The 12,173-nt window shown below is 52.9% G+C and carries 12 protein-coding genes; 6 read left to right on the top strand and 6 right to left on the bottom strand.

Annotated elements, in window-relative coordinates; all coding sequences use genetic code 11:
* Positions 1-45 precede the first annotated feature (45 nt).
* Positions 46-1,011 carry an acetylxylan esterase gene (locus C2I18_RS03445; RefSeq protein WP_249899897.1) on the top strand — a complete coding sequence of 322 codons (966 nt, stop codon included), beginning with the start codon at positions 46-48 and terminating at the stop codon, positions 1,009-1,011.
* A 65-nt stretch (positions 1,012-1,076) separates the two neighbouring features.
* Here the strand turns inward: C2I18_RS03445 and C2I18_RS03440 are convergent, their stop codons facing one another.
* The 4 genes from C2I18_RS03440 to C2I18_RS03425 form a co-directional block, all read right to left on the bottom strand.
* Positions 1,077-1,577: a spore coat protein gene (locus C2I18_RS03440; RefSeq protein WP_249899896.1), complete on the bottom strand. Its 501-nt coding sequence runs from the start codon at positions 1,575-1,577 to the stop codon at positions 1,077-1,079.
* A 145-nt stretch (positions 1,578-1,722) separates the two neighbouring features.
* Entirely contained in the window at positions 1,723-2,028 is a 306-nt protein-coding gene (locus C2I18_RS03435; RefSeq protein ID WP_249899895.1) for a spore coat protein, read from the bottom strand.
* Between the two features lie 14 nt (positions 2,029-2,042).
* Complete coding sequence (locus C2I18_RS03430; RefSeq protein ID WP_249899894.1) at positions 2,043-2,234, bottom strand: spore coat protein; 192 nt, start codon at positions 2,232-2,234, stop codon at positions 2,043-2,045.
* An 89-nt stretch (positions 2,235-2,323) separates the two neighbouring features.
* Positions 2,324-3,091, bottom strand: a complete 768-nt coding sequence (locus C2I18_RS03425) for a TIM barrel protein (RefSeq protein ID WP_249899893.1) — start codon at positions 3,089-3,091, stop codon at positions 2,324-2,326.
* A 188-nt stretch (positions 3,092-3,279) separates the two neighbouring features.
* On the opposite strand from C2I18_RS03425, the gene C2I18_RS03420 reads away from it, so the two are divergent.
* The 5 genes from C2I18_RS03420 (at position 3,280) to C2I18_RS03400 (ending at position 10,557) form a co-directional block, all read left to right on the top strand.
* Positions 3,280-3,567 carry a KGG domain-containing protein gene (locus C2I18_RS03420; protein WP_249899892.1) on the top strand — a complete coding sequence of 96 codons (288 nt, stop codon included), beginning with the start codon at positions 3,280-3,282 and terminating at the stop codon, positions 3,565-3,567.
* Between the two features lie 249 nt (positions 3,568-3,816).
* On the top strand, positions 3,817-5,895 hold the full coding sequence (locus C2I18_RS03415) for an alpha-glucuronidase family glycosyl hydrolase (protein ID WP_249899891.1): 2,079 nt from the start codon (positions 3,817-3,819) through the stop codon (positions 5,893-5,895).
* Positions 5,896-5,916: 21 nt separating this feature from the next.
* Positions 5,917-6,708, top strand: coding sequence for a Nif3-like dinuclear metal center hexameric protein (locus C2I18_RS03410; protein WP_249899890.1), 792 nt, complete (start codon positions 5,917-5,919; stop codon positions 6,706-6,708).
* A 41-nt stretch (positions 6,709-6,749) separates the two neighbouring features.
* Positions 6,750-10,226, top strand: a complete 3,477-nt coding sequence (locus tag C2I18_RS03405) for a glycoside hydrolase family 2 TIM barrel-domain containing protein (protein ID WP_249899889.1) — start codon at positions 6,750-6,752, stop codon at positions 10,224-10,226.
* Positions 10,227-10,320: 94 nt separating this feature from the next.
* Positions 10,321-10,557 carry a KGG domain-containing protein gene (locus C2I18_RS03400; RefSeq protein ID WP_249899888.1) on the top strand — a complete coding sequence of 79 codons (237 nt, stop codon included), beginning with the start codon at positions 10,321-10,323 and terminating at the stop codon, positions 10,555-10,557.
* 83 nt (positions 10,558-10,640) lie between these two features.
* Here the strand turns inward: C2I18_RS03400 and C2I18_RS03395 are convergent, their stop codons facing one another.
* Complete coding sequence (locus C2I18_RS03395; RefSeq protein WP_249899887.1) at positions 10,641-11,027, bottom strand: hypothetical protein; 387 nt, start codon at positions 11,025-11,027, stop codon at positions 10,641-10,643.
* A 195-nt stretch (positions 11,028-11,222) separates the two neighbouring features.
* Positions 11,223-12,056 carry a polysaccharide deacetylase family protein gene (locus C2I18_RS03390; RefSeq protein WP_249899886.1) on the bottom strand — a complete coding sequence of 278 codons (834 nt, stop codon included), beginning with the start codon at positions 12,054-12,056 and terminating at the stop codon, positions 11,223-11,225.
* Positions 12,057-12,173: the final 117 nt, after the last annotated feature.

Raw genomic sequence — 12,173 nt, 5'->3', positions numbered from 1 at the left:
TTTATACTTACATAGGTGCATAAATCATGGACAGGAGTCGAAGGTATGGGCTATCTGGAGGATGTTACGAAGGAGCTGTTCAGCTACAGGCCGGAACTCACCCGGCAGGAGGATTTTGACCGGTTTTGGGCAGAAACGATGGATGAGGCCAAAGCGGTCCCCTTGAATGCCGTCAGGCAAAAAGCGGATTATCCCATCGCACAGGTAAGCGTATATGATATCCGGTTTGACGGGATGGATACCACGCCGGTGCACGGATGGTATATGGTTCCTGACTTTTTAAAGAAAGAAAAGTACCCCTGTCTGATTCATTATCACGGGTTTACCGGAAGCCGGGGAGAGCCGTCGGAATTTATGTACTGGCTGATGATGGGATTCGCCGTTGTCTCCATTGACTGCAGGGAACAGGGCGGGCGGACCGGAAGCCGGGCTCCCTCATCTGATGGGTACTCCATGAACGTAGCCAGTAAAGGCGTCCATAATAAATATGAGTACTACTACCGTTATCAGTATATGGACTGCATGAAGGCGATTGATTTTGCCTGTGCGCAGGCAGAGGTGGACGCTCAGCGGATTGTGCTGGAAGGAGCCAGCCAGGGCGGGGCGCTGACCATGGCGATGGCTGCACTGGATGACAGGCCGGCTGCCGCGCTCGCGGATGTGCCCAGCAACAGCAATCTGGTCAGAAGGATCGACGGCCAGCATGGCGCCTTCGCCGCCGTAGCGGATTATCTGCGCCGGAATCCGCAGGAGCTGGATCACGTCCTGAATGAGCTGAGCTATTTTGACACGATGAACATGGCTGAACGGATTACCTGCAAAGTACTTGCTTCTGTCGGGCTGAAGGATGAAACTTGTCCGCCGGAGATGTATTTTGCCACGTATAACCGGATTGCCGGGGAGAAGGAGATCAACATCTATCCGTTCAACGGCCATGAAGGCGGAGGAGTGTTCCAGACAGAAGCCAAGCTCAGAATGCTGAAGCAATGGTTCCCGGACTGGTTCGTCTGACGGCCGGCTGCTGCCTGTTATTTTATAGTCTGCTATACAGGCAGCTTCGCCGTTGTTGACGTTGGTTACAGGGACAAAGCTTTGTTCGCTGTGGCGACATCGCCTGCGAGCAGCTTGGGAAGGTCATAAGAAGGATAAAGTCCGCGCTCCAGCATAAAGTAGAATACTTTACCATGCAGCGCAATGGCCGCATTTAACTGCTTCTGCAGCGTTTCCCTGAGCCGGGGAGTTGCGGTCTCGGTAATGCCGATGGCATAGCTGCGGACAGCCGTCTTGGCGAAGCCGAGCAGCTGGCCGGCATAGAAAGCAGTCAGATCCATGTCCTTGTCGCTTTTTCTCTGGCCTTGCGGAGCAAGCGGGTAGTACTGGAGCAGTTCCCTCAGATTTTGTTCCACGCTTTGAATGGCCTCGAGGTACAAGGCATGCAGCTGAGGATCTTTGATATCCCCGATCACCATTTTGAACATCATCAGCTGGTTGCTTTGGTAAGCCGTCAGCTCGTGCAGCTCCAGTGTCTCATGCCAGGCCAGATGCGGCTGCTGTCTTTGCGATTCGTAAGTATACAATGTAACCCCTCCTAAACGGTATGCGTTAGCCTATTCAGGGTACCTGCGGGGAGTGCAGCTTTCTGTTATGGAATTTTAATCAGTCGCGGACACAAGCAAACAGCCCGGACAGGTCCGGGCTGTTTGCTGTTTGAGGAAACCTTGTTTATTTGGTCAGCTCGAGCGCTGTTTCCGCTTTTTTATGATCGTGATCGATTTGTTCGTTCAGATCATACGGATGGTACATTTCGTTCTCAATCATGTAAGCGGCAATTTTCTGGTGGGTTTCAATTGCGGTATCCAGCTGCGCTTTGAGCACCTTGTGCACTTTGGGTGTGGCGGTTTCCGTCAGAGCTATGGCATAGGTCCGGACAGCAGACTTGGCGGATAACAGCATGTCTGTGGCAATCGCCAGATCATCCATCGGGGCAATTGCATTGACCAGCATCTCTTTTGTCTTCGTTGTTGACATGAGGGTTGCCTCCTTTATTTTAACAGGGATGATAATTCATCGATGGCTTTGGCAGTGTTCTTAAGATCCTCTTCAATCAGCTTTTTGAGCTTGTCGTCCTTGGCCAGTTCCAGCATGGTTACGGCTTTGGTGGCACAGGATGTTTTGAGAGTCAGCAGCTCATGGACTTCCAGCTTTTCGTGCAGTGCTAATTCTTTAGTAGCCATTATAGAGCACCTCCATGTTTGAATTGGTGTTTTGACTAATTAGTACTTAACCGGTGGCGGGAAAAATAAACAACGGGAGATATCCAAAATCAGCCTGTATGATGTTTCTTGTGGAGCTGCTGCAGATCATACACAGGATCATGTACAGGAAAATATTCAATCCCGACATACCCGTCATAATCCATCTGCTTGATGGCATCAAAGATATAGTCATAATTAAGCTCTCCGAGGTACAGCTCATGGCGACCCGGTGCACCCGCTCCCTGGATATGGCCTACATGATGAATGTTGTTTTGCAGCCGGGTCAGTACATTGCCTTCCATGATCTGAACATGGTACATGTCGTAACAGACCTTAATAAGCGGATGACCGATCTGCTCTACAATGGAAAAAGCCTCATCCGAGGTGTTCAGATACTGGTCTGATAGCTCTTTGTCAATGCTTGTATTCAGCGGCTCAATGGCCGACATGACCCCGTATTCTTCCAGTATGGGTATGGAGGCCTGGAGGCCTTCTATCAGATAGGAGTGCATCTCTTCGCGCGATACCCCTTCCATCACCGTGCCGACCGTATGCACCATTCTCCGGCAGCCCAGTTCACGTGCAGCTTCGGCAGTACCTTTTACTGCATCCAGCGCAGCCTCACGCCGTGACGGGTCGATAAGACTCTCCGGAGTGACTACCACACCCGCAACCTCAATGCCCAGCTCCTGCTGAAGCCGGCGGATCTGCTTCAGATCCTTGTCATGCCAGGACCAGAACTCGATAATGTTCATTCCGTGGGAGTGCAGCTTTTTCATAGCCTCGTAAATTGGAATACTGCCAAACAACGTTTCTGTATTAAAAGACAGCTTCATCGTCCTCATCCTTTCATCGGGTATGTCTGAGAGCGGAGTATATAATACTGCCTTTACCCGGCCGGGAGAGAAACTAACATCTTACATTGAGATACATTAAATCCAATATTTTGTGTTTCGTTCTCTACGGCTAGGGTAAAGTAAGAGTGCAACACATTACTCAATACCCGAAAAGGAGCGAATTCGAAATGGCACAGAACAACCAGAATGGAAAGATGAGCCGCGAAGAAGCGGGACGTAAGGGTGGAGAAGCCACGGCACAGAATCAGGACCGTGAATTTTTCCAGGAGATTGGCAGAAAAGGCGGAGAAGCGACAGCAGATTCTCATGACCGTGAGTTCTACCAGGAAATTGGAGAAAAAGGCGGAGAGGCCCGGGGAAGCAGCTCCGGAGGCAGCTCGGATAACGGCAAAATGAGCCGTGAGGAAGCAGGTCGCAAGGGCGGAGAGGCCCGTTCCCGTCAACGTGATAACTGACAACTGCATACGCAACTTATAAAAGAACAGACAAGACGGCCAGGCCCTCACAAGAGGTGCCTGGCCTTTTTATGTTCAAGCAGAACCGTTACCCGGCCACCCTCCGTTGTCAGCTTACCCTGCGGGCTGGCTTACCTTGGTTGATTTGGGTAAATATTAGCCTGATTTGACAATGTTTCCGCTGGACTTACACATGGTACGATAAGAGAAGTAAGCGGATTCAGACAAGCACAAGGAGGAGCCTTTGCCATGAAGGAATTTAATCATCTTAGGGCTGCGGCAGCCGATAACGGTTACGGGGCCTGGCTGAGCTATCCGGCGCTGCCGGGCGGAAGCCTGCATGATCAATATGTGAAATGGTGCGCCAGCGTCAAGGCGGATGACAGCCATATAACAATTCAGGCTGCGCTTAAGGAATGCCGGAGAGGTATCGAGGCGATGCTGGGCATTAAAGTGCAGGAGGATGCGGGAGGCCCTTGCATTGCCATTGGCACTTTTGAAGGCGGCAATGCGCAGGTCAGCCGCGTGTTCGATCAGGAAACCCGGGCCAAAGCAGGACCTGAGGGCTTTGCTATCCGTACCAGTGAAGCGGAGGGCTGTATTGCCGTCGGAGCCGCAGCACCGGCAGGTGTGCTCTACGGTGTTTTCCATCTGCTGCGCATGATGGGAACTATGCAGAGTATCGAAAGGCTGGATGAAGTGGTTCATCCGGTGAACGGGCTGCGGATGATCAATCACTGGGATAATTTTGACGGCAGTGTGGAGCGGGGATACGCCGGAAGGTCTTTCTTCTATGACAATCATTCCTTTATTGAAGATATGGACCGTATCCGCGATTACGCCCGGCTGATGTCCTCGACCGGTATCAATGCTATCGCCATTAATAATGTGAACGTGCACGCTCTTGAGACGAAGTTCATCTCAGAGCGATATCTGCCGGACGTGGCCAGAATTGCCGGTGTGTTCAGGGAGTATGGCATCAGGCTTTTTCTAAGTGTGAATTTTGCCGGACCGGTGACGGAGGGGGACACAGAGACGGCCGATCCGCTGGATCCCGGCGTGCGTAAGTGGTGGCAGAACAAGGCCGCTCAGATCTGCGCGGCGATTCCCGACTTTGGCGGATTTGTGGTCAAGGCCGATTCGGAGAACCGTCCCGGTCCGTTCACTTATGGCCGGGATCATGCCGACGGTGCCAACATGCTGGCGGAAGCGCTTGAGCCGTATGGCGGAATCGTGATCTGGCGCTGCTTCGTCTACAACTGCAAGCAGGACTGGCGCGACCGCAAAACGGACCGGGCCAGAGCCGCGTATGACCATTTCAAGCCGCTCGACGGCAAATTCAAAGACAATGTCATTCTGCAGATCAAGAACGGGCCGATGGATTTTCAGGTCAGGGAGCCTGTGTCTCCGCTGTTCGGGGCTCTTACGGAGACCAACCAGATTATTGAATTCCAGATTGCCCAGGAATATACCGGACAACAGCGCCACGTCTGTTATCTGGTTCCGCAATGGAAAGAAGTGCTGGAGTTCAATACTTACGCAAAAGGCGAAGCCTCACCGGTTAAAGATATCGTTAATGGCTCAACATGGGGCAACCGCTACAGCGGTATTGCTGCCGTGTCCAACACCGGCAATGATATGAACTGGACCGGCCATCTGCTGGCCCAGGCCAATCTCTACGGCTACGGAAGACTGGCCTGGAATCCGCAGCTGAGTGCCGAGGAGATTGCCGCAGAATGGATTTCTTTGACCTTCGGGACAGATGCTGCAGTGGCGGATGTAACCAGCCGGATTCTTATGAATTCCTGGAACATCTATGAATCTTACACCTCACCGCTCGGCGTCGGCTGGATGATTAACCCGGAGCACCATTACGGGCCGAATGTCGACGGTTATGAATATTCCCAGTGGGGCACCTACCATTATGCTGACCGCCTTGGAATCGGTGTCGACCGCAGCGTGAAGACCGGTACAGGATACAGCGCCCAGTATATAGGCAGAAATGCGGAGATGTATGATTCGCTCAGCGAATGTCCGGATGAGCTGCTGCTGTTCTTCCATCATGTTCCGTACACCCATATTCTCCGTTCCGGAAAAACCGTAATCCAGCATATTTACGATACCCACTTTGAGGGGGCGGAACGCGCGGCAGGACTGTTATCCTCCTGGAGCACCCTGAAGGGGATGATCCCTGAAGGCCTTTACATCCAGGTGGAAGAGCGTCTGCAGGAGCAGGCCGCGCATGCCAAAGAATGGCGTGACATCATTAATACGTATTTTTACCGCAAGAGCGGAATTGAGGACCAGCACAGCCGGCTCATTTACTGAAGCGGGACAGGAGTGGTAACGATGGTTACTTTCGGGGATATCATAGAGCTGCTTAAGGCGGGGGCCGGTCCGGCTGACCACACGGTGGATAAGCTTGAATCCGGAGAGTATAACACTGGGGTAAAAGGGATTGTCACTGCATTTTCGGCTTCCCAGTATGTTATTGAGCAGGCCATCGCTTTGGGTGCCAACCTCATTATTACGCATGAGGGCGTATATTACAGTCATCAGGATCAGCGGGAAGGACTCAGGCATGACCCGGTGTATCAGCAGAAAAGCACTCTGGTTAAAAATTCGGGACTGGGAATCTACCGCCACCACGATGCAGTGCACCGATATGCTCCGGATGGAATTATGGAGGGGCTCCTCCGGGAGCTGGACTGGCAGCGGTATGTGACCGAGCACCGTCCGGCGGTTTCGATTCTTACGATTCCGGCTGCGGGGGCTGGAGAAATCGCGGATGATCTGAAAACCCGGCTTGGAATTTCCTATGTACGCGCAGCGGGAAACCTGTCGGCATTATGCGTGAAAGTCGGAGTGCTGGTCGGTTACAGAGGCGGGGGAGCCATGACTATCCCTCTGTATGAACGGGATTCCCTTGATCTGATTATTGCCGGGGAAGGCCCGGAATGGGAGACTCCGGAGTATATCAGGGATGCGGTTCATCAGGGAAGGGATAAGGCGCTGATCCTGCTGGGGCATGCGGAGAGCGAGGCCCCCGGGATGAAGCTTGCGGCGGAACGGCTCGCTGCCCGGCTTCCGGGTGTGCCAGTCCATTTTATTAAAGAAGCCCCGGTACTGCAGATTGTGTAATCTCCATACTGGCTCTTATTAACGGGAGGAAGCTTGCGGATATGAGTGTAAACAGGAAATGGAACGCCGGCTGGCAGTTCAGCAGACAACCGCTGGGTACCGGACTGGCTGAAGCTGAAGCGGAACCAGAATGGATGCCGGTTAGCCTGCCGCATGACTGGCTGATCTATAACACCCAGAATCTCTATGAGGACGGGGAAGGCTGGTACCGTAAAAATCTGACTTTTGCAGAGGTTCCGGAAGACCGCTGTATCTCCCTAAGGTTTGAAGGCGTATACATGAATTCTTCCTTATACGTTAACGGACAGCTGGCAGGCGAGTGGAAATACGGCTACTCCACCTTTGAGTTTGAGATCACACCTTTTCTGACTGCCGGGGACAACGAAATTGTAATGCGTGTCATCCATGAATCGCCTAATTCCCGCTGGTACTCGGGCGCCGGCATCTACCGCTCTGTGTGGCTCAAAACTTACCCGAAGAGTCATATCGTGCCGGACGGCATTTATATAGCAGCCCGGCCGGCGGACGGTGACTGGTGGAACGTTGATGTGGACTGTGAACTGGAGCTTGAAGAAGGGCTGGCTATGGAAGGGGTGAAGCTCCGTCATACGATTCTGGATGCAGCGGGGTTTGCCGTAGAAGCGGGAGAAAACACAGTTTCTGTGAACAGCGCCAGCGGTACTGTGTATGAACACATCCGTCTGAAGGTAAAACATCCTTTACTGTGGGATATCCATCATCCCAGTCTTTATACGCTCAGGACAGAACTGCTGGTACAGAATGAGGTGACTGAAGAGCAGGAACAGACCTTCGGTTTCCGGACGGTGGAGCTGGATCCCCAGCGGGGATTTTTCCTGAACGGCCGCCGCCTCAAGCTTAACGGCGTATGCCAGCATCATGATCTCGGCTGCCTGGGGGCTGCGGTGAACAAGGCTGCACTGCGCCGCCAGATCGTCCTGCTGCAGGAGATGGGCGTCAACGCCATCCGTACCGCGCATAATATGCCTGCTGTGGAGTTTATGGAGCTGGCGGATGAAATGGGCGTGCTGGTTGTGTCGGAGGCCTTTGACATGTGGGAACGGTCCAAGACCCCGTATGACTACGCCCGCTTCTTCCCGGCATGGTGGAAGCGTGATGTCGCCAGCTGGGTACGCCGGGACCGGAACTGCCCCAGCCTGATCATGTGGAGTATCGGCAATGAGATCTATGATACTCATGCAGACAGCCGCGGCCAGGAGGTAACAGCCATGCTGCAGGAGGAAGTGCTTGCACATGATCCCCTGGGCAACGGTTTTGTCACCATCGGGTCAAACTATATGCCATGGGAGAATGCCCGGAAATGTGCTGAACTTGTCAAGGCAGCCGGCTATAACTACGGCGAGAAATATTATGACCGCCATCATCAGGAGCACCCTGACTGGATCATCTACGGCAGTGAGACCTGCTCAACGGTACAGAGCCGGGGGGTGTACCACTTCCCGCTGGCCCAGCCGGTGCTGGCAGATGATGACCAGCAGTGCTCCTCCCTCGGCAACAGCTCGACCAGCTGGGGGTCCAGAAGCACGGAAGCCTGCATTATTGCCGACAGGGACGCAGCCTATTCACTGGGCCAGTTTATCTGGACCGGCTTTGATTATATCGGCGAACCGACACCGTATTTCACCAAGAACGCTTACTTCGGCCAACTGGACACGGCGGGGTTCCCCAAAGACTCCTATTATATTTATCAGGCGGAATGGACGGATTACCGGATTACGCCGATGGTGCATATTTTTCCTTACTGGGACTTCTCGGAGGGCCAGCTGATTGATGTCCGCGTGACTTCCAATGCGCCGCGGATCGAGCTGTTCTTCAATGATGTGTCCCAGGGGACGTATGAGATTGACCATGCACACGGCCATAAGCTGCTGGGAGAATGGCAGCTGCCCTATGCAACGGGCGAGCTCCGCGCCGTTGCCTATGATGATCAGGGCGAAGTTATTGCTGAGGACCGGCAGTGCTCCTTCAGCGATGCCGCGGCGCTGCTTCTTACTCCGGATAAGCAAGAATTAACAGCTGACGGTGAGGATCTGATCTTTGTAACGGTCACGGCGGCCGATAGCAAGGGGCGTCCGGTGAACAACGCGAACAACCGTGTCCGCCTGAGCATTGAGGGACCCGGACGGCTGGTCGGTCTTGATAACGGTGACAGCACCGATTATGATCCTTACAAAGGGGTGAGCCGCCGGATGTTCAGCGGCAGGCTGCTCGCCGTCATTGCTGCCACACGGGAGGCCGGGACCCTTAAGGTGCAGGCAACTTCCCCCGGCATGGCTGCTGCCGTGCTTATATTGAGTTCCGCTGCTCCGGCAGCCGGCAAGGAGCCGGAGGAAGAACACTGCCTCTATGCAGACTGTCCGCTGGAGGCACGACAGGAACCGGAAGAAATCCTAAGCGTGCGTGACACGGAAATTCCTGTGCGCAAGCTGGAAATCATCACTCCTGAAGGCAGTGTGCTGTCGCCGGAGCGGCCTGTGCTTCCTGTGCGAGTGAGGCTGCACCCGGAGAACGCCACCTTCCGCGAAGCAGAGTGGCGGATTACCAATGCCGCAGGGGTGGATGCCAATATCGCTGTAATTCAGGGGAACGGCCATGAGGCTGTGATCAGCGCGCTGGGTGACGGAGAGGTCTATATCCGCTGCGGCACGGCTAACGGCGCGGATGGTATCCGGCTCTACTCGCAGATGCAGCTGAAGCTGACCGGTTTCGGGCAGGCTAATCTGGATCCTTACGGATTCATCTCCGCAGCTTACCACAGCAGCGCCAGCATAAATTTGACCAATGGCAATGAACGCGGTGCCGCTACGGCCCGGGAAGGGGAGAGCCTGATCGTATTCGAACGGGTGGATTTCGGGAGCTACGGCTCGGATGAAATCATTCTTCCGGTTTTCTCGCTCGACAGCGAAGCGTTCCCGGTCGAGATCTGGGAGGGGATACCCGGTAACCCGGATGCGCAGCTGCTGGCAGCAGTAACCTACCGGAAAGAGACACAATGGAACGTCTATCAGGAGGAGAAATATAAGCTGCCTAAGCGCCTTACAGGTATCACCTCCTTGTCCTTCGTCCTGCGGAGAAAGATTCATCTCAAGGGCTTCCGGTTTGTAAAGCTCCATAAGGCTTACGGGCGGCTTCATGCCCTGGAGAGCAGCAGGATCTATGGGGATACCTTTATCCGTACAGAGACGGCGGTTGAAGGAATCGGCAACAATGTCTCCCTTGTCTTTGATGAAATGGACTTTGGGGAACAGGGAAGCTCGCGGATTGTGATCTGCGGCCGTTCACCGCTTGCGAACAGCACGCTGCACCTTCTGTTCAGCGGACCTGATGGGGAGTCCAGGCAGCTCATTGAATTTGCCGGTGCTGAGGATTATGTAGAGCGGGCGTTTTCACTTGAGCCGGCGGGCGGAAGCTGTACGGTGACGTTTTTGTTTCTCCCGGGCACCCGGTTTGATTTCCGCTGGTTCCGGTTTGAACCCTGACCTTATGGAAAGACGGATTGTTTCATTCCGGATGGCAAGGGTAAAGTAAGAGTGCAACCAAAAAATTCAATACCCGAAAAGGAGCGAATTCGAAATGGCACAGAACAACGAGAACAACAAGATGAGCCGCGAAGAAGCGGGACGTAAGGGTGGAGAAGCCACAGCAAGGAATCATGACCGTGAATTCTACCAGGAAATTGGTGAAAAAGGCGGAGAAGCCCGCGGGCATCAGCGCAGCAATTCCGGAGGCGGCTCGGATGACGGCAAAATGAGCCGTGAAGAGGCGGGGCGCAAAGGCGGAGAAGCCAGGGCACGCCAGCGTGATAACTGACAACAGCATATAATCAGGCAACAATAAATAACATTACAAACAGGCCAGGCGCCTCTGAAGAGGGCCTGACCTGTTTGTGTTTGTTATGCAATATGAAGCTGCAGCGTATTCCTGTAACTCAGAAGCGATTCTTCAATAATTAACTGAAGAAAGGCAGAATCGGTGTCAGACAATAAGGCTTCTGCATATGCCCAGGCGTTTTGTTCGATTCTCAGCCTGATTTCGGCTTCTTCCCGCTGGCTCACCGGTCTCTCAAGTGCGTCGGCCAGTTGTACAAGCTCTGTATCCTCGGAATGCCCGAGCTCATGAGCCAAAATAACAGCGATATATTCCTTCAGCCGGTCCGTGGATCCGAACAGCGTACAGCATTGCCTGATAATCTCTTCTTTATATAAATAAACGGTATGACTGCCCATATGATATTTACCGCCGACCAGCCGGTTGTCCCGGAAACGCGGTTCGATTCTCACCGTCACCTTGCAGCCCGAACGGGTCAGCAGTTCTGTAACGGTCTGGTCAAATAATTCATCCTCCAGCTTGCTTCAACCTGCCTTTATTGAAAAATTATAGATTTATTTTAAGGTAAAATTTTAAGTAAGACCAGAGGGTTCAATCAAAAAAAGGATACCGCAACAACCAATTGTCAAAGAACGGACAAGGAATGACTAATTCTTATAATAATACGTGCTGCCCCCGTCAATACATACCGGCTTGTTGTCTACAGATACCCACACGCCGGTTGCGGAAGGGTTGCGGATCACGGTATGATCGGCACTCATTTTCAACGAACGTACTGCTGTCACATAATCCATGATTTCAAGATTCGTTGCGTACCATATATCGGGATGTCCTCCGGCCTTGCGGCAAAAGCTCTCTATGAGCTCCCAGTTGTTATCCTGCTCGAACTCGTAGCTGTGGCCCCAGATATAACAGAGGCTGAATTTCTGCAAAGAAGGCCTGGTGGTAAACTGTTCCCACACCTGATCCATATCCTCATTATGGTGGCAGGTCGGATGCCATTCCATGAAATCGGGAGGGACATCAAACTGCCTGGTGGATATAACGGTCCGGCTGTATTCGATACCAACAGATTGAAGCGGCGGGATGATCGCCCGGGAATATACACCGTAGGGATACGACATGCCGCGGACCGGATAATCTACAAGGGTCTCCAGCCGTCTGCGGTCTTCCAACAGTTCATTGATGACCATAGGCAGTGGAAGAGTGTCCAGAAACGGATGGGTGACCGAATGTGCAGAGATTTCATGGTGACGCGCAATGCCCCGTACATCATCATCGCTGAGGAAACCCGGTGTATTCAGTGTAGAGCTGTTGAGGTGAAAGGTTCCTTTAATTCCATACTTGTCAAAAATACCAGCCAGACGCACATCATGCTTCTGGCCGTCGTCATAGCTCATCGTGAGCGCTTTGGGCTTGCCGCCCGGGAACAAATTGAAATGCAGCTTCAACTGTATCACTCCATTATATTCTTTTCCCATATATTATATCATCCCGGCCAGTACTTTGATGTGACAGCGACGTGAGTAACCCTTCAAGGTTTATTGACGGCCAAGAATATGATATCTTTAATAGGTTGAATATTTAAAACTATCTAT

It is taken from the genome of Paenibacillus sp. PK3_47 (assembly GCF_023520895.1).
GTDB lineage: Bacteria > Bacillota > Bacilli > Paenibacillales > Paenibacillaceae > Paenibacillus_AQ.
This window is presented reverse-complemented; position numbering and strand designations above follow the sequence as displayed.

What these genes read in the sequence shown, in the direction of transcription:
- C2I18_RS03445 (WP_249899897.1), top strand. Translation starts at nt 46, where the DNA reads ATGGGCTATCTGGAGGATGTTACGAAGGAGCTGTTCAGCTACAGGCCG.
- C2I18_RS03420 (WP_249899892.1), top strand. Translation starts at nt 3,280, where the DNA reads ATGGCACAGAACAACCAGAATGGAAAGATGAGCCGCGAAGAAGCGGGA.
- C2I18_RS03415 (WP_249899891.1), top strand. Translation starts at nt 3,817, where the DNA reads ATGAAGGAATTTAATCATCTTAGGGCTGCGGCAGCCGATAACGGTTAC.
- C2I18_RS03410 (WP_249899890.1), top strand. Translation starts at nt 5,917, where the DNA reads ATGGTTACTTTCGGGGATATCATAGAGCTGCTTAAGGCGGGGGCCGGT.
- C2I18_RS03435 (WP_249899895.1), bottom strand. Translation starts at nt 2,028, where the DNA reads ATGTCAACAACGAAGACAAAAGAGATGCTGGTCAATGCAATTGCCCCG.
- C2I18_RS03390 (WP_249899886.1), bottom strand. Translation starts at nt 12,056, where the DNA reads ATGGGAAAAGAATATAATGGAGTGATACAGTTGAAGCTGCATTTCAAT.
- C2I18_RS03400 (WP_249899888.1), top strand. Translation starts at nt 10,321, where the DNA reads ATGGCACAGAACAACGAGAACAACAAGATGAGCCGCGAAGAAGCGGGA.
- C2I18_RS03425 (WP_249899893.1), bottom strand. Translation starts at nt 3,091, where the DNA reads ATGAAGCTGTCTTTTAATACAGAAACGTTGTTTGGCAGTATTCCAATT.
- C2I18_RS03405 (WP_249899889.1), top strand. Translation starts at nt 6,750, where the DNA reads ATGAGTGTAAACAGGAAATGGAACGCCGGCTGGCAGTTCAGCAGACAA.
- C2I18_RS03430 (WP_249899894.1), bottom strand. Translation starts at nt 2,234, where the DNA reads ATGGCTACTAAAGAATTAGCACTGCACGAAAAGCTGGAAGTCCATGAG.